16 protein-coding genes are annotated in these 15,837 nt (G+C 60.3%); 10 read left to right on the forward strand and 6 right to left on the reverse strand.

The annotated features are described in order from the left end of the window. Window positions 1-222 precede the first annotated feature (222 nt). Window positions 223-1,752, forward strand: coding sequence for a SulP family inorganic anion transporter (locus AB4N42_RS02585; RefSeq protein WP_323155537.1), 1,530 nt, complete (start codon window positions 223-225; stop codon window positions 1,750-1,752). Window positions 1,753-1,905: 153 nt separating this feature from the next. On the opposite strand, the gene AB4N42_RS02590 is transcribed toward AB4N42_RS02585, so the two are convergent. Continuing rightward, window positions 1,906-2,556, reverse strand: a complete 651-nt coding sequence (locus AB4N42_RS02590; RefSeq protein WP_198796076.1) for a hypothetical protein — start codon at window positions 2,554-2,556, stop codon at window positions 1,906-1,908. A 374-nt stretch (window positions 2,557-2,930) separates the two neighbouring features. On the opposite strand from AB4N42_RS02590, the gene coxB reads away from it, so the two are divergent. The 4 genes from coxB to AB4N42_RS02610 all read left to right on the forward strand — a co-directional run bounded on the left by coxB (window position 2,931) and on the right by AB4N42_RS02610 (window position 7,311). After that, window positions 2,931-4,058: a cytochrome c oxidase subunit II gene (gene coxB / locus AB4N42_RS02595; protein ID WP_030139149.1), complete on the forward strand. Its 1,128-nt coding sequence runs from the start codon at window positions 2,931-2,933 to the stop codon at window positions 4,056-4,058. Window positions 4,059-4,140: 82 nt separating this feature from the next. Then, window positions 4,141-5,733, forward strand: a complete 1,593-nt coding sequence (gene ctaD, locus AB4N42_RS02600) for a cytochrome c oxidase subunit I (protein WP_431146720.1) — start codon at window positions 4,141-4,143, stop codon at window positions 5,731-5,733. A 114-nt stretch (window positions 5,734-5,847) separates the two neighbouring features. Then, window positions 5,848-6,399: a cytochrome c oxidase assembly protein gene (locus AB4N42_RS02605; RefSeq protein WP_030139147.1), complete on the forward strand. Its 552-nt coding sequence runs from the start codon at window positions 5,848-5,850 to the stop codon at window positions 6,397-6,399. Between the two features lie 24 nt (window positions 6,400-6,423). Beyond that, window positions 6,424-7,311 (forward strand): cytochrome c oxidase subunit 3, encoded by an 888-nt coding sequence (locus tag AB4N42_RS02610; RefSeq protein WP_460115830.1) that lies wholly within the window; start codon window positions 6,424-6,426, stop codon window positions 7,309-7,311. A 24-nt stretch (window positions 7,312-7,335) separates the two neighbouring features. Here the strand turns inward: AB4N42_RS02610 and AB4N42_RS02615 are convergent, their stop codons facing one another. Beyond that, window positions 7,336-7,539, reverse strand: a complete 204-nt coding sequence (locus tag AB4N42_RS02615; RefSeq protein ID WP_030139145.1) for a twin transmembrane helix small protein — start codon at window positions 7,537-7,539, stop codon at window positions 7,336-7,338. Window positions 7,540-7,609: 70 nt separating this feature from the next. Here AB4N42_RS02615 and AB4N42_RS02620 point away from each other — a divergent pair, with 70 nt between their 5' ends. From AB4N42_RS02620 to AB4N42_RS02640, 5 genes are read left to right on the forward strand one after another with little or no spacing between them, the layout of a single operon-like run. Then, window positions 7,610-8,347, forward strand: coding sequence for an SURF1 family protein (locus AB4N42_RS02620; RefSeq protein WP_258648616.1), 738 nt, complete (start codon window positions 7,610-7,612; stop codon window positions 8,345-8,347). Then, complete coding sequence (locus AB4N42_RS02625) at window positions 8,313-8,906, forward strand: hypothetical protein (RefSeq protein ID WP_460115831.1); 594 nt, start codon at window positions 8,313-8,315, stop codon at window positions 8,904-8,906. Before AB4N42_RS02620 ends, AB4N42_RS02625 begins: the two co-directional genes overlap by 35 nt. A gap of 10 nt (window positions 8,907-8,916) precedes the next feature. Next, complete coding sequence (locus tag AB4N42_RS02630; RefSeq protein WP_407684109.1) at window positions 8,917-9,996, forward strand: COX15/CtaA family protein; 1,080 nt, start codon at window positions 8,917-8,919, stop codon at window positions 9,994-9,996. Further along, window positions 9,984-10,883 carry a heme o synthase gene (gene cyoE, locus AB4N42_RS02635; RefSeq protein WP_030139141.1) on the forward strand — a complete coding sequence of 300 codons (900 nt, stop codon included), beginning with the start codon at window positions 9,984-9,986 and terminating at the stop codon, window positions 10,881-10,883. Before AB4N42_RS02630 ends, cyoE begins: the two co-directional genes overlap by 13 nt. Next, the gene (locus tag AB4N42_RS02640; protein ID WP_198796087.1) at window positions 10,880-11,515 is read left to right on the forward strand and encodes an SCO family protein; all 636 of its coding nucleotides are present in this window, start codon (window positions 10,880-10,882) and stop codon (window positions 11,513-11,515) included. The genes cyoE and AB4N42_RS02640 overlap by 4 nt, the downstream gene beginning before the upstream one ends. Window positions 11,516-12,120: 605 nt before the next feature. Here the strand turns inward: AB4N42_RS02640 and AB4N42_RS02645 are convergent. From AB4N42_RS02645 to AB4N42_RS02660, 4 genes are all read right to left on the reverse strand, one after another. Beyond that, the gene (locus tag AB4N42_RS02645; RefSeq protein ID WP_460115832.1) at window positions 12,121-12,738 is read right to left on the reverse strand and encodes a hypothetical protein; all 618 of its coding nucleotides are present in this window, start codon (window positions 12,736-12,738) and stop codon (window positions 12,121-12,123) included. A gap of 137 nt (window positions 12,739-12,875) precedes the next feature. Continuing rightward, window positions 12,876-13,556, reverse strand: coding sequence for an EcsC family protein (locus AB4N42_RS02650; RefSeq protein WP_030139136.1), 681 nt, complete (start codon window positions 13,554-13,556; stop codon window positions 12,876-12,878). A gap of 129 nt (window positions 13,557-13,685) precedes the next feature. Further along, window positions 13,686-14,585, reverse strand: a complete 900-nt coding sequence (locus AB4N42_RS02655; protein WP_258648613.1) for a DMT family transporter — start codon at window positions 14,583-14,585, stop codon at window positions 13,686-13,688. Window positions 14,586-14,696: 111 nt separating this feature from the next. After that, window positions 14,697-15,776 (reverse strand): SDR family oxidoreductase, encoded by a 1,080-nt coding sequence (locus tag AB4N42_RS02660; RefSeq protein ID WP_460115833.1) that lies wholly within the window; start codon window positions 15,774-15,776, stop codon window positions 14,697-14,699. Between the last annotated feature and the right edge of the window lie 61 nt (window positions 15,777-15,837).

The raw sequence follows: 15,837 nt of genomic DNA on the forward strand, positions 1-15,837 counted from the left end.
TCGCCGAGCGGCGATCAGGCAAGGCGAAAGCAGGCGAGGAACGGCCGGGGTCGCGCTCGACTTTACGGGTTGTAAATGAGCATTCCGAGCCTGTTTTCAACGCAGCATGATCGTCGCGCAGGCACTTTACCTACGAAGCCCAACATCCTTGCATGGTTCCAAGCCTCCGCTTTTTGAGCGGTAGGGCCTCGCCATGCCTGAAGAAACTTCGGGAGAGTCGCCATGCGTGCTGCTCAATTAAAAGCTGTTCTGCCACGGGAGCTCCTGGCTTCGGTGGTTGTATTCCTCGTGGCGCTGCCCTTGTGCATGGGCATTGCCATTGCGTCGGGCCTGCCACCGGCCAAAGGCCTGATCACCGGGATCATCGGCGGCCTGGTGGTGGGTTTCCTGGCCGGCTCCAAGCTGCAGGTCAGCGGTCCGGCCGCCGGGTTGGCGGTGTTGGTTTTCGAACTCGTGCGCCAGCACGGCGTGGCAATGCTCGGGCCGATCCTGTTGCTGGCCGGCCTGTTGCAATTGCTGGCGGGGCGCTTTCGCCTCGGTTGCTGGTTCCGGGTCACCGCGCCCGCCGTGGTGTACGGGATGCTGGCCGGTATCGGTGTGCTGATCATCTTGTCCCAGGTCCATGTGATGCTCGATGCGGCACCCAAGCCTTCGGGCCTGGATAACCTGGCGGCGTTCCCTGCGGCAGTCGCCCAGGCTTTGCCGTCCTTTGGCTGGCAGGCCGGCTTGCTCGGTTTGTCGACGATCGCGGTGATGTGGTTGTGGGAAAAATTTCGCCCTCATACGCTGCGCTTCATCCCCGGCGCGCTGCTCGGCGTTGGCCTGGCAACGCTTGCCAGCCTGTTGCTGGCCTTGCAGGTCAAGCGCGTGGATGTTCCGGAAAATATGGCCGAAGCCATCGACTGGCTGCGCCCGGCGGATTTGCTGAACCTGGCCGATCCGACGTTGCTCATCGCTGCGTTCGCGGTGGCCTTCATCGCCAGCGCCGAGACCCTGCTGTCGGCGGCCGCCGTGGATCGCATGCACAGTGGCGAACGGGCGGACTTCGACCGGGAATTGTCGGCCCAAGGCATCGGTAACATGCTCTGCGGCCTGCTCGGCGCCTTGCCGATGACGGGCGTGATCGTGCGCAGTTCGGCCAACGTCCAGGCCGGTGCGACCACACGGATGTCGACGATTTTCCACGGCCTGTGGCTGCTGCTGTTCGTGCTGTTGCTGTCCAGCGTGCTGCAAAGCATTCCGGTGGCGAGCCTGGCCGGTGTGCTGGTCTATACCGGTTTCAAACTGGTGGACCTCAAGGCATTCCGCAGCCTGGGCCGTTATGGGCGGATGCCGATGTTCACCTACGCCGCGACGGCATTGGCGATCATCTTCACCGACCTGTTGACCGGCGTGCTGATCGGCTTCGGCCTGACCCTGGTGAAACTGGCCTGGAAAGCCTCGCGCCTGAAGATCAGCCTGATCGACTTGCCGCAGGAAGGCGAGATGGAGCTGCGGCTGGTAGGTGCGGCCACGTTCCTCAAGGTGCCGGCGTTGACCCAGGTGCTGGGCTCCATCCCGGAAGGCGCGACGGTGCATGTGCCGCTCAATAACCTGAGCTACATCGATCACTCGTGCCTGGAATTGCTCGAAGAATGGGGCCGGGCGAATGCCAGCAAAGGTTCGAAGCTGCTGATTGAATCCCGCGGGCTCAAGCGTCGGTTGGAAGGACGGTTGCGCACGACGGTGGGGGTTGGCGCAGCGGCCAGCTGACCTGTTTCGGCAGGGCTCTTGACCAGCAACACAGCCCCCCATGTGGGAGCGGGCTTGCTCGCGAAAGCGGTAGATCAGTCAGTTGGATGTAGCCTGACACTCCGCCTTCGCGAGCAAGCCCGCTCCCACAGGGGGTTATGTGTGCCTGATGGATCAAGCCGCCGGCTGGTCCAGCTCCAGGCCCACGCCCAGGCGTCGGGACATGCACGGCCAGCGCTTCCAGGCTGCGCCGGTCGCCGGGCTGCTGAGTTTCTCGCGATAGGCTTCCACCGACTCCAACGCAAAGGTTTCGTCGTTGAGCATCTCATCGAACGTGTGATGCACCACTTCGTCGAGCTGGTTGGCAAATGCCTCGCCGATCAACTGGTGGGCGATCAGGTTGGCGACCGTCATGTCCAAGGGGATCAGTGGCTGGCCGAAATGCTTGATGTAGAGGTCGTTCACCTCTTCGACGAAGCGGTGCGCCAGGTAGGCTTCGTCGAGCAGGCTGTTGAGCCCGACATGCCCGGCCATGATCGTCGGAGGCTGGAGAAAGTATTGCTCGGCAATCTTCAGTACGGGCTTGATCTGCGACTCGATACCCGCCTCCTTGGCGACGTCATTGGCCGCATCCAGCAAGTCAGGCACTTCGTTGATGTAGGCAGCGACAAAACGCGCCAGGACATCATTGGCGTTCGCATCCGGTAGCTGGATAGCGGGGTGCAGCGTGGGTAACTGGGCCGTCAGCTGACGGCTCAACAGGCCGGTCTCGGCCTCGTGTTGCTGGGCTTTTTGGATCTGCTCGCGCAATGCGGCGGTGTTCATGACAACTCCAGGAAACAACAGGCAATGAAATAGGAATGACATAACTTAGCTGGCGTAAAAAAACTCCTAAGACCTATTTTTCATAACCGCCCCTTCCTTGCTGCGTCGCCGTTATATCGGTTTGCCATCACTCAGGTTCGCATCCTTCTCCATTCGTGGGCTCTAGCGCAAGCCCCGGCTGTTTCAAACGATTTGCGCCATCGCGTTGCGAGGTTGCAGGTGCTGTCTATACTCGGGTTGGAATGGAGTTAGCTGATGACACCCGATTGCATGTGCAGCAAGGCGCGGCGAGTCAATTAAGCAGTCTGAAAAGCCGATCCCTTGCCGCAGGCTTTACGCCTACGGGATAACAAGAACGATAAGGGGAACCCGCAATGACGCGACATCCACACGTATGGATGGGCCTCCTGTTGTGGTCGATTTTCAGTCAGGCGCAAGCGGCCTGGACTGTGAATATGGCGCCTGGAGCCACACAGATCAGCAACGCAGTCTTCGACCTGCACATGACCATCTTCTGGATCTGTGTGGTCATCGGCATCATCGTCTTCGGCGCCATGTTCTGGTCGATGATGATGCACCGCCGCTCAACCGGCCAGAACGCCGCGCATTTCCACGAAAACACCCGCGTCGAAATCCTCTGGACCATCGTGCCCTTCCTGATCCTCGTGCTGATGGCGATTCCGGCCACCGCCACGCTGATCAAGATGTACGACTCCAGCGAGTCGGACATCGACATCCAGGTCACCGGCTACCAGTGGAAGTGGCACTACAAATACCTGGGCCAGGACGTCGAGTTCTTCAGCAACCTGGCGACCCCCGCCGAACAGATTCATAACCAGAGCGCCAAGGGCGAGCACTACTTGCTGGAGGTCGACAAGCCGCTGGTGCTGCCGGTCGACGCCAAGGTGCGCTTTTTGGTGACCTCCGCCGACGTGATCCACTCCTGGTGGGTGCCGGCCTTCGCGGTCAAGCGCGACGCCATTCCGGGGTTCGTCAATGAAGCCTGGACCCGCGTCGACAAGCCCGGCATCTATCGCGGCCAATGCGCCGAGCTGTGCGGCAAGGACCACGGCTTCATGCCGATCGTGGTGGAGGTCAAGAGCAAGCCCGACTACGAGAAATGGCTGGGCGAACGCAAGGCCGAAGCCGCGCAGCTCAAGGAGCTGACCAGCAAGGAATGGACGCGCGAAGAACTCGTCGAGCGTGGCGACAAGGTCTACCACACCACCTGCGTGGCCTGTCACCAGGCCGAAGGCCAAGGCTTGCCGCCGATGTTCCCGGCGCTCAAGGGCTCGAAGATCGCCACCGGGCCCAAGGCTGATCACCTGAGCATTGTCTTCCACGGCAAGCCTGGGACCGCCATGGCCGCGTTCGGCAAACAGCTGTCGGAAGTCGATATCGCCGCGGTCGTGACCTATGAACGCAACGCCTGGGGCAACAACAAGGGCGACATGGTTACGCCTAAAGAAGTGCTGGAACTCAAACAGGCGGAAAGCAAATGAGCCGGCCTGATGCTTGTTCCCGCAACCGGTCGGGGCTTAGCGCCCCGGGCCGTCCAGCCCACTCGTTCGAAGGAGACAGGACATGAGTGCTGTGATCGATGACCACGGTCATGCCGGCGCCGACCACGCCCACGGCCCCGCCAAGGGCCTGATGCGCTGGGTACTGACCACCAACCACAAGGACATCGGCACCCTGTACCTGTGGTTCGCCTTCTCCATGTTCCTGCTGGGCGGCTCGTTCGCCATGGTGATCCGCGCCGAGCTGTTCCAACCCGGCCTGCAGATCGTCCAGCCGGAATTTTTCAACCAGATGACCACCATGCACGGCCTGGTGATGGTCTTTGGCGCGGTGATGCCGGCGTTCGTCGGCCTCGCCAACTGGATGATCCCGCTGATGATCGGCGCGCCGGACATGGCCCTGCCGCGCATGAACAACTTCAGCTTCTGGCTGCTGCCGGCGGCGTTCCTGCTGCTGGTCTCGACGCTGTTCACCCCGGGCGGCGGGCCGAATTTCGGTTGGACCTTCTACGCGCCGCTGTCCACCACCTATGCGCCGGAGAGCGTGACGTTCTTCATCTTCGCCATCCACCTGATGGGCATCAGTTCGATCATGGGCGCGATCAACGTGATCGCCACCATCCTCAACCTGCGCGCCCCCGGCATGACCCTGATGAAAATGCCGCTGTTCGTCTGGACCTGGCTGATCACCGCGTTCCTGCTGATCGCGGTGATGCCGGTGCTGGCCGGCTGCGTGACAATGATGCTGATGGACATCCACTTCGGCACCAGCTTCTTCAGTGCCGCCGGCGGCGGTGACCCGGTGCTGTTCCAGCACGTGTTCTGGTTCTTCGGCCACCCCGAGGTGTACATCATGATCCTGCCGGCCTTCGGTGCCGTCAGCTCGATCATCCCGGCGTTTTCGCGCAAGCCGTTGTTCGGCTACACCTCGATGGTCTACGCCACCGCCGCCATTGCGTTCCTGTCGTTCATTGTCTGGGCGCACCACATGTTCGTGGTCGGCATCCCGCTGGTGGGCGAGCTGTTCTTCATGTACGCGACCCTGCTGATCGCCGTGCCCACCGGGGTGAAGGTGTTCAACTGGGCCAGCACCATGTGGCAGGGCTCGCTGACCTTCGAGACGCCGATGCTGTTCGCCGTAGCGTTCGTGATCCTGTTTTCCATCGGCGGTTTCTCCGGGCTGATGCTGGCCATCGCCCCGGCGGACTTCCAGTACCAAGACACCTACTTCGTGGTCGCGCACTTCCACTACGTGCTCGTGCCCGGCGCGATCTTCGGGATCTTCGCCTCGGCCTACTACTGGCTGCCGAAATGGACCGGCCACATGTACGACGAAACCCTCGGCAAGCTGCACTTCTGGCTCTCGTTCATCGGCATGAACCTGGCGTTCTTCCCGATGCACTTCGTGGGCCTGGCGGGCATGCCCCGGCGGATTCCCGACTACAACCTGCAGTTCGCCGACTTCAACATGGTCTCGTCCATCGGCGCGTTCATGTTCGGCACCACGCAGATCTTCTTCCTGTTCATCGTGATCAAGACCATCCGCGGCGGCCCCGCAGCACCGGCCAAACCGTGGGATGGCGCCGAAGGCCTGGAGTGGAGCGTGCCGTCGCCGGCGCCGTATCACACGTTTACCACGCCGCCGGAAGTGAAATGAATGTGGGAGCGGGCTTGCTCGCGAAGAACGATGACGCGGTGTTCCTGTTAGACCGTAGCGCCTGCTTCGCGAGCAAGCCCGCTCCCACAGAGTTATCTGTAGGGGTTCAGAATCATGGCTGATTCGATTTCGATGAAGAAGCTGGTCACCCGCCTGCTGCTGGTGGTGGTGGCCATGTTCATCTTCGGGTTTGCCCTGGTGCCGATCTACGACGTGATGTGCAAGGCGTTCGGCATCAACGGCAAGACCGCCGGGCAGTACGAAGGCGAGCAGACCGTGGATGAATCGCGGCAAGTCCGCGTGCAGTTCCTGTCGACCAATGCGGTGGACATGGTCTGGGACTTCTACCCCAAGGGCGACCAATTGGTGGTCAAGCCAGGGGCGGTCAACGAGATGGTGTTCGTCGCTCACAACCCCACCGACCGGCCGATGAGTGCCCAGGCGGTGCCGAGTATTTCGCCGAGCACCGCGGCGGCGTATTTCCACAAGACCGAATGTTTTTGTTTTACCCAGCAAGTGCTGCAACCCGGCGAACGCATCGAAATGCCCATGCGCTTCATCGTCGACCGGGACATGCCCAAGGAAGTGAAGCACCTGACGCTGTCCTACACGCTGTTCGATATCACTGCTCGTCATCCTCCGGTGGCTGTAAACACTGACCGATAGCGTGCCCGATAAGGAGAACAATAAATGGCAACTCATGAGCACTATTACGTCCCGGCCCAGAGCAAATGGCCGATCATCGCCACGGTCGGGATGTTCGTCACGGTGTATGGCCTGGCGACCTGGTTCAACGACCTGAAGGCGGCGCGCCCCGAATCCCACGGGCCGCTGATCTTCTTCATCGGCGGCCTGCTGGTGGCCTACATGCTGTTCGGCTGGTTTGGCGCGGTGGTCAAGGAAAGCCGCGCCGGGTTGTACAGCGCGCAGCTCGACCGCTCGTTCCGCTGGGGCATGAGCTGGTTCATCTTTTCCGAGGTGATGTTCTTCATCGCGTTTTTTGGCGCGCTGTTCTACGTGCGCACGATCTCCGCGCCGGGGTTGGCCGGCGAAGGCAGCAAGGGTTTATCGGAGATGCTCTGGCCGAACTTCGAATACGTCTGGCCGTTGTTGAACAACCCCGATCCCAAGCTATTCCCACCGCCCAAGGATGTGATCAGCCCTTGGGGCTTGCCGCTGCTCAACACCATCCTGCTGGTCAGTTCCAGCGTCACCGTGACCATCGCCCACCATGCCCTGAAAAAAGGCCATCGTGGGGCGTTGAAAATCTGGCTGGCGATCACCGTGCTGCTGGGGTGCGCCTTCCTGGGCTTCCAGGCCGAGGAATACATCCACGCCTATAAAGAGCTGGGCCTGACGTTGGGCTCGGGGATCTACGGCGCGACGTTCTTCATGCTCACGGGCTTTCACGGCGCCCACGTCACCATCGGCACGATCATCTTGTTCGTGATGCTGATGCGCATCATGCGCGGGCACTTCGACAACGAGCACCAGTTCGGCTTCGAGGCCGCGAGCTGGTATTGGCACTTCGTCGATGTGGTGTGGATCGGCTTGTTCTTCTTCGTCTACATACTCTGAGGCAACCGCTACCAGGGCGGCTCTTTACCAAGGAGCATGCGACACCAACTGGCCGCTGAAAAAGCCCCAGGCGATCAAGCCGACGGTGACAGCGGCCAAGGCGACACGAATCGCCAGGGCGATGACTAGGCGATTGGAATTGCTTTCGTCCTTGACCAGAAAAAACAAGCCGCTGAACAGGCTGGCAACCGTGGCGATCAGCATCAGGGCGATGGCTGCTTTGAGCATCAGGAACACTCCGGGGGGACGCGATGCAGGTGAGTATAGCTATCTCGTTCAATAGCCTTTGGGCGGCGCCATGAAAGGCTTCCGGCCGGGCCTCGTGCCGTCATTGGTGGTAGCCGTGCTGGTGCCGGTGATGGTGTGCCTGGGGTTCTGGCAATTGGGCCGGGGCGAACAGAAGCGTGTGCTCATGGACACTTATGCCGAACGCCGCGTGGCCAAGCCGATGGACAGCGCCGAGCTTGCGCAAACGGCGGATCCGGCCTTTCGACCGGTCAGCCTGCGTGGCCATTTCGACGCCGAGCACAGCCTCCTGCTGGACAACCGCCAGCACGACGGCAAGGTGGGCGTCGAACTGCTGCAACCATTCCTCGACCACGCCAGCGGGCTGTGGCTGCTGGTCAATCGCGGCTGGCTGCCGTGGCCGGATCGCCGCACCCCGCCAGTCTTCAGCACGCCGGAACAGCCGGTCGACCTGCAAGCCTGGGTCTACGTCGCGCCCGGCGCCACGTTCCAACTTCACGCCGACCCGACCAGCGCACCGTGGCCACGGCTGGTCACCACCATCGAGCCGCAGAAACTCTGGGCCGAACTGGACCGTGGCGGCTTCGCCTATGAATTAAGACAACAAAGCGGCCCCGGCGCTTACCGGACCGACTGGCCGGTGGTTTCCATGGGTCCGGAAAAACACCTCGGCTATGCCGTGCAGTGGTTCGCCATGGCGGCGGCGCTGTTTGGCCTTTTCCTTTATCTCGGATGGCACAACGCAGGGAGACACCATGGGGAACACCATGAATCCAACCAACACGTCTGAGGCGCCTGTGGCGCACAACCGCCGCAAGGGACGCCTGCAACTGTTGCTGATCGTACTCGGCGTGATCGGCCCGATGATCCTCGCCACCGGCATGTACAAATTCCAGTTCTGGGTGCCCGACAGTCGTAGCTACCACGGCGAGTTGATCGGTAACGGCCAGACCCGCGCCGAGATTGGCGTGCAGGCCGATGAACAGCGCTGGCAGATCCTGGTGACGGCGCCGCAGGAATGTTCGGTGGATTGCCGGCAACTGGTCTACCTGGCCCGGCAGGTGCAGATCGGCCTGGGCCGTGAAGCCGGTCGCGCCAGCCATGCCCTGGCAGTCGCGCAACCGTTGGACGGCGAATATGACGCGCAGTTGAAACGCGAGTACCCGCAGTTGCAACGCTACCCGCTGGACCTGCCGGCCTATCAGAAAGGCGCCCAAGGATCGGGCGGCGCGCAGCTGTGGATCATCGACCCGCACAGCAACCTGGTGCTGCGCTACGACGCCCGGGTCAAGGGCAAGGATCTGCTCAACGACCTGCGGCATCTGCTGAAACTGTCGAACATCGGCTGAGGGCACCGACATGGCCAAACCAGGATTTCGCCTCGCGCTGTTCGCCACGTTGTTGGCACTGATCGTCGTCCTGCTGGGCGCCTACACACGGCTGACCCACGCCGGTCTCGGTTGCCCCGACTGGCCCGGTTGCTACGGTTTCATCAGCGTGCCCAAGGGCGAAGCCCAACTGGCCCATGCCGAACTGCATTTTCCCGACACGCCGGTGGAAGCGCATAAAGGCTGGAACGAAATGATCCACCGGTATTTTGCCGGGACCCTGGGATTGTTGATCACCACCCTCGCCGCCCGGGCCTGGATGAACCGCCGTCACCCCGGCCTGCCGTTGAAATTACCGTTGTTCCTGCTCGCCGTGGTGTTTGCCCAGGCGGCGTTCGGCATGTGGACCGTGACCCTCAAGCTCTGGCCGCAAGTGGTCACCGGGCATTTGCTGGGCGGGTTCGCGACGTTGAGCCTGCTGTTTTTGCTGACCTTGAGATTGTCCGGCGTCTTGCCCGCGCTGACCGTGCCCAAGCGCCTGCAACATTGGGCCACGGCCGGGCTGCTGTTGGTGATCGGCCAGATCGCCCTGGGCGGTTGGGTCAGTTCCAATTACGCCGCCGTGGCCTGCATTGATTTTCCCACCTGCCACGGCCAATGGCTGCCGCCCGCCGATTTCGCCAATGGCTTCCACCTGACCCAACACATCGGCCCGAACTACCTGGGCGGGCAACTGGACAGCGACGCTCGCACTGCCATCCACCTGACCCACCGCATCGGCGCGCTACTGGTGACGATCGTGCTGCTGGGGCTCGCCTGGCAGCTGAAAACGGTGGGCATGACCCGACTGGCGGGCCTTGTCCTCGCGGCACTGGCGGCACAAATTACCTTGGGAATAAGCAACGTCGTGTTTCATCTGCCGCTGCCGGTGGCGGTGGCCCACAACGCCGGGGGCGCCGCACTGTTGCTGACCCTGGTGCTGGTCAATTATCACGCCCGCACCAGCCTGGTCCGGGTCAAGCATCAAGTCCCGCTGCGCTGGCGCTTCAATCCGCATAAACATGGCGTCGGGCCCATCACGATAAAAGGAGAGATGCCATGGCAACCTTGACCGGTGAACGCCACAGTCAGGCGATCTGGCGCGACTACCTGGAGCTGACCAAGCCGAAAGTAGTGGTGCTGATGCTGATCACCTCGCTGGTCGGCATGTTCCTCGCCACCCGCGCCGGAGTACCGTGGACGGTCCTGGTGTTCGGCAACCTGGGCATCGCCTTGTGCGCTGGCGGCGCGGCGGCGGTCAACCACGTGGTGGACCGCCGCATCGACGCGGTCATGGCCCGCACCCACAAACGGCCATTGGCCGAGGGCCGGGTCTCGCCGGCCGCCGCGCTGACCTTCGCCCTGGCGCTGGCCGTCGCCGGCCAAGCCATGCTGCTGGTGTTCACCAACCCGCTGACCGCCTGGCTGACCCTCGCCTCGCTGCTCGGTTATGCCGTGATCTACACCGGCTTCCTCAAGCGCGCGACGCCGCAGAACATCGTCATCGGCGGCCTCGCCGGCGCCGCACCGCCGTTGCTGGGCTGGGTGGCGGCCACCGGTCACGTCAGCGCCGAACCGTTGCTGCTGGTGCTGATCATCTTCGCCTGGACCCCGCCACACTTCTGGGCCCTAGCGATCCATCGCAAGGAGGAATACGCCAAGGCCGACATCCCGATGCTGCCGGTGACCCACGGCGAGCACTACACCAAGATCCATATCCTGCTGTACACCTTGGTGCTGCTGGCGGTGAGCCTGATGCCGTTCGTGATCCAGATGAGTGGCTTGATCTACCTGGTCTGTGCGCTGGTACTGGGTGCACGGTTCCTGCAATGGGCCGTGGTGTTGTACCGTGGCAGCCGGCCGCACGCGGCGATCAACACGTTCAAGTACTCTATCTGGTACTTGTTCCTGCTGTTCATCGCCCTGCTCGTAGACCATTACTTACTGTTGAGCCTATGACTCGAACCCAGAAAACCGTCTTCATCCTCGCGGCCGTGATCGCACTGATCCTCGGCCTGACCATCAACAAGGTGCTCTCCAGCAAAGGCCAGGGCGACCCGACCGCATTGATCGACGCCGGCATCATCCTGCTGCCCCAGAGCCGTAACCTGCCGGACGTGAAAATGACCGACCAGGACGGCCAGCCCGTGGCGATGGACGGGTTGAAAGACAAGTGGAGCCTGCTGTTCTTCGGCTACACCTTCTGCCCGGACATCTGCCCGACCACCCTCGCCCAACTGCGCCAGATCAAAAGCGAACTGCCGCCCGAGGCGGTGGCCAAGTTGCAGATCGTGCTGGTGAGCGTCGACCCGAACCGCGACACGCCCAAGCAACTCAAGCAGTACCTGGGCTACTTCGATCCGCAATTCAAAGGCCTGACCGCCGCCTCGGTGGAAGACCTGCAGAAACTGGCGAATGCGGTAAGCATCCCGTTCATCCCGGCGGACACCAGCAAGCCCAACTACACGGTTGACCACAGCGGCAATCTTGCCGTGATCGGCCCGGACGGTACTCAGCGTGGGTTTATTCGGGCGCCGTTGAATAACCAGAAGCTGGTGGCGCAGTTGCCGGAAATGCTCAAGCGCAAATGAAGCCAAGGCGAGGCCACTTGCTTCCTGATAATGCATCTCCCCGTGGCGAGGGAGCTTGCTCCCGCTCGGCTGCGCAGCAGTCGCAAAACCGGGCGATGCGGTTTGCCTGGAGAAATGCAGGGGCCTGCTGCGCAGGCCAGCGGGAGCAAGGCCCCTCGCCACAGGGGTTAGTGTCGAACCAAATATCCCGCCCAACGCCACCCACTGTGGGAGCGAGCTTGCTCGCGAAAGCGTCGGGTCAGCTTGCATCCATGTTGAACGTGCCCCCCTCTTTGCGAGCAAGCCCGCTCCCACACCGAGCTGCGGTGAACAAAGCATCTGCAACAACCCCGATCCCCTGCGGGAGCGGGCTTGCTCGCGATGAAAACGACACGGTTCCAGCGCAGGACACCCCACCCCGCATCATCAAAAAACCTGCCCCCACCTACCCCCTCTACTAGGCTACGCATCCTTGCGTCTTCGGCAATAAAAGGCAATGAGGGGACAGATTATTGCCCGTAAATAAAACTCAATGACACATACTGTGAGCAGCGATGACATTGGTTCATAAAAGACAAGAACCCGCTACGGCCGCCGGGATTGTGTAATCTTTGGCGCCTTATCTATTAGTTGCCGTAGTTCGCCCAATGAATTAAAAAAGTACCTACAACTCTGCCTTGGGTATTACGACTATAAAGTACTGACTTGAAGGGGGCATTGGCCCCATCTGCAGTACCTCCAGCGGTAGAGCTAAGATGCCCTGCGTACTGTAAAAACTTACCAATAACAACACCCTCTTTCCCTGAGAGAAAGTCATCAATAAAGTCATAATGTGCTTTAGAGCTTACAGCCTCAAGAGGAGGGCTTCCAATTGACCAGTTCGGACAAACCACATCTACATATGGCGATAACTTTATATCCATGCACATACTCGAAATTCTATGGGCAATAAAGTGGGTAGTTCTGGATAACGCCGCGGTTTCACTTGTTAGATTTTTACATAGCTTTTCTCGGAGTGGCTTTCTGTACTCATCCCGAATCTCTCTTTCAAACTCTTTAAACTCAATAAGTATGCACGAGGAGTTAGTTCCGGCAAAAAAATCTGCATACTTACGGTCTTGACTGCCAGAAAAATTCCCAATGGAATATTGCGAATGGCTTCCAAATCTATTGATAAGCTCATCCTTCAATGCCGTAGAGAAAAAGTCTATAACTTGCGACTCTCCGAATTTGCTTTTTGCCAAAACATGCCTCCAAGCGTCCAAACCCGTTTTGGGTTATTCAGCGAACATTAAAAAAAACGGCGACAGACTACGATTATGAGACGGTCAGACCACAGGTGAACGCAATATCGTGGTCTGTCCCAGTTTCGCAATGGTAGTTACTCCGCGGTCGCCTCTTCTTTCAGATTCAGGCGGAAAGTGTCGCGAGCGGCTTTGCCCACGTAGGTGGTGAGCGCGTAATTCGCCGTTCCACCAACGATGACTCCAATGCCGAACGGAATCACTTTTGCCGCGGCTTTCTGAGTGAACGAGATGCCGATTTTGGCAAACAATTCCTTGATGATCTGAAGCGTCGGCCCCTTCAAATATTGACGCACCATACGCACACCGGCCTTGCTGGCGATTTTGGTTGCAGTGGCAGAGCCCATCTGCTCCAGGGAGCCGTATAGCGCAATGATGTACGACATGTGCTTGGCATCTTCATTGGACATCTTGCCGTTGATGGCGACCGCCAGGCACATGGTCATATCGATCTGCAGCTTCATGCATACCGAAATATCTGCCAGTCCTCCTCCAACAGCGCTCACCATAGTACCGATACCCGGAACGACACCCGGAAGAGCAGTGGCTGCGCCGGAGGTCGCGGCCAGTTTTGAATAGCGGCTGATAATTTTGTCGACAACGGCGTCTTGAATCTTTTCATCCGTGGCGGATGGCGCCGAGCTGCGTGCCTGACTTTCATACTGGGTAACCAGTTCACGGGCGTCCTGCGGGCTAATGGCGATGGCTTCCACCATCTTCATCAATGAGGAGCTGCCTTCTTCTTTCTCCGTGGTCATGCCGGATTCCTTTCGAGTGATATTGATCAGCGGTTTTCGAGCCTGAGCGCTAACGCGGAGGGTGGCACAATTGATATCAAAATAACACTACACCCTTGGCTATGTGGAAGTCGTCAGGATCGAAACAGCTCACTCAGTCGAAGGAATAGATGTTTTGCTACCCAAGCGGATGAGCTCATTGGAAAAACACAGGCCAACGATGATCAGTGCCGCTCCCGCATAGAGGCTGTCGCGCGGTACTTCGTTGAGCGCCACAAACGCCAGCAGCGCGGCGAACAGGGGTTCGGTCAGCTCCAGCGCCTGCACTTGGGAGGGCTTGAGATACTCGATGGCCTTGGTGGTGCAGAAAAACCCCAGGATGGTCGGCAACGCAGCCAGCGCCAGCAGTGCGGCGATTGCCAGCGGCGACAGCTCGCCTATCGCGAAACCATCGGCCGCCGCCGGCATCAGCAGGTACAGGCTGCCAAAGAACAACAATTGCCGAGTGAAGTGCAGCCCCCCCGACACGCCCATGCGCTTCATGGCAACCGAAAAGGCCCCATAGCCGCAACCGGCCATGGCGGCGAGCGCTGCACCTTGCAGGGTAAAGCCCTGCTGCAGGTCGCCGCCGAAGATCACCGCGATCCCGGCGATAGCCAGCCCGGCGCCGACGGTAGCGTTCGCGGTGATGGCGTCCTTGAGGAAAATGCGCCCCAGAATGATCGAGGAAATCGAGGCACTGGCCATCAGCATCACCACCACACCGGCTGCAGCGTAGTGTCGGTAGGCGGACGTTTCGAAATGGAACAGCACAAAGATGCCAAGGAATGCGCAGATGGCTGCATGCGTCCATTTGATCGATGCCGCCGGGCGTCTGAGGAAAAACAGCAGGACCGAGAGCAGCACACAACCCAATACGGTCTTGATGACAGCGACACTGCTGGCGGTGAAACCATTACTCATGAGGACTTTGCTGAGCACACCGATCGTTGCGTTCAGTGCCGCAGCGGAGAGTGCAAACATGACGCCTTTGCTGAAGGTGGATTGCATTGAGGACGATCCCTGTCGGTGATTTTTCGGTCGATAGCATGCCACCCCGCCTCGACGGCGCACAGGCCGATTTCAAGCACGCTGGTTTTGCATTTCCAAGTTGATGAATCCTCAGCGGGCCTTGTCCTGCGCCAGGCAACAGGAATTGACGAACGTTGCAGTGTGCTGCAAAGCCTGGCGTATATCCGGCTTGGTTATTCCATGCCTGTTGGCAAACTGCTCGAGCGCCGCTGTATCAAAACGAGTGGTCTGGATAAAGTCCAAGGCTTCGGGCTTGCTGTTCAAAAAACGCGCGACGGGAGGAATACTCAGTAGCCACTTCAGCAATCGCAGCGAAATGTGATGCTTGGGCGACCTTATGCCAAGGGGTTTTGCGACCTCTGCCAGGAGTGCTCGCAAGTTGGGACTCTGATCATCAAGCGCCAACAGTTCCTGCCCCGCCATGGCCGGGTCAAACGCACAAACCGCCACCAGTTCGACCAGGTAATCCACGGTGACCAGGGGTAGCCAATGCTCGGCGGTGCCGGGCACTGCGGTCAGCTTTCCCTGCACAAGGTTGCGTATCAGCTCCACCAGCGGCTGACCATCAACGATATGCCCCGTGCGGCTGTGGCCACACACCGTCGCGGGGTGGACAACGGTGATCTCCCTGCCCAGGGTGGACATGACCTCCAGGGTCGCAAAATGCGCCTCCAGCTTGCTCCCCTCGTAACCCCCGACATGCCGGTAGACGGCAGGCCAATTCGTCAGCTCCGGAGAGCGAGGATCGATCCCGATGCGCTGCAGATGTTCATGATTCTTCAGCATGTAGCCGCCGATCATCACCAACCGGCTTTTTTGCCCGGCCGCCAACAGCGCCACCCGCTTCGCCCCTTCCACGTTCACCGAGCGAGAGCTTTCCATTGAAAGCCCCCAAGCGAAGTGAGCGCCCAGGTGGAAGAAGACGCTGGCGTGCCTCAGCACCTCTCGGTCAGCACGACTCAGCCCGAGGTTGTCCCGTTCCAGATCGCCCGCCACGGCCAATACCCGGGCCCCGCTCCCTCCCAAATTGTCGACTTGCTCACGCAGCGCAGCCAGTCGCTCCGGGCGACGCATCAACACCCGAACGGTGTGTCCCTTTGCACTCAGGTACGCCACCAGATGTTGGCCGATGAAGCCGGTACCCCCCGTGACAAAGCACTCCACGCCCATTTCCCTGCTCCTGGTTAAGGTGAAAAATCGAGCGTAATCTATCGACCCAACTCTACAGTCA

The organism is Pseudomonas sp. H2_D02, from assembly GCF_054677635.1.

Excerpts from the sequence above, each read along its gene's own strand:
- AB4N42_RS02585 (WP_323155537.1), top strand. The coding sequence starts at position 223 with ATGCGTGCTGCTCAATTAAAAGCTGTTCTGCCACGGGAGCTCCTGGCT.
- AB4N42_RS02590 (WP_198796076.1), bottom strand. The coding sequence starts at position 2,556 with ATGAACACCGCCGCATTGCGCGAGCAGATCCAAAAAGCCCAGCAACAC.
- coxB (WP_030139149.1), top strand. The coding sequence starts at position 2,931 with ATGACGCGACATCCACACGTATGGATGGGCCTCCTGTTGTGGTCGATT.
- ctaD (WP_431146720.1), top strand. The coding sequence starts at position 4,141 with ATGAGTGCTGTGATCGATGACCACGGTCATGCCGGCGCCGACCACGCC.
- AB4N42_RS02605 (WP_030139147.1), top strand. The coding sequence starts at position 5,848 with ATGGCTGATTCGATTTCGATGAAGAAGCTGGTCACCCGCCTGCTGCTG.
- AB4N42_RS02610 (WP_460115830.1), top strand. The coding sequence starts at position 6,424 with ATGGCAACTCATGAGCACTATTACGTCCCGGCCCAGAGCAAATGGCCG.
- AB4N42_RS02615 (WP_030139145.1), bottom strand. The coding sequence starts at position 7,539 with ATGCTCAAAGCAGCCATCGCCCTGATGCTGATCGCCACGGTTGCCAGC.
- AB4N42_RS02620 (WP_258648616.1), top strand. The coding sequence starts at position 7,610 with ATGAAAGGCTTCCGGCCGGGCCTCGTGCCGTCATTGGTGGTAGCCGTG.
- AB4N42_RS02625 (WP_460115831.1), top strand. The coding sequence starts at position 8,313 with ATGGGGAACACCATGAATCCAACCAACACGTCTGAGGCGCCTGTGGCG.
- AB4N42_RS02630 (WP_407684109.1), top strand. The coding sequence starts at position 8,917 with ATGGCCAAACCAGGATTTCGCCTCGCGCTGTTCGCCACGTTGTTGGCA.
- cyoE (WP_030139141.1), top strand. The coding sequence starts at position 9,984 with ATGGCAACCTTGACCGGTGAACGCCACAGTCAGGCGATCTGGCGCGAC.
- AB4N42_RS02640 (WP_198796087.1), top strand. The coding sequence starts at position 10,880 with ATGACTCGAACCCAGAAAACCGTCTTCATCCTCGCGGCCGTGATCGCA.
- AB4N42_RS02650 (WP_030139136.1), bottom strand. The coding sequence starts at position 13,556 with ATGACCACGGAGAAAGAAGAAGGCAGCTCCTCATTGATGAAGATGGTG.
- AB4N42_RS02655 (WP_258648613.1), bottom strand. The coding sequence starts at position 14,585 with ATGCAATCCACCTTCAGCAAAGGCGTCATGTTTGCACTCTCCGCTGCG.
- AB4N42_RS02660 (WP_460115833.1), bottom strand. The coding sequence starts at position 15,776 with ATGGGCGTGGAGTGCTTTGTCACGGGGGGTACCGGCTTCATCGGCCAA.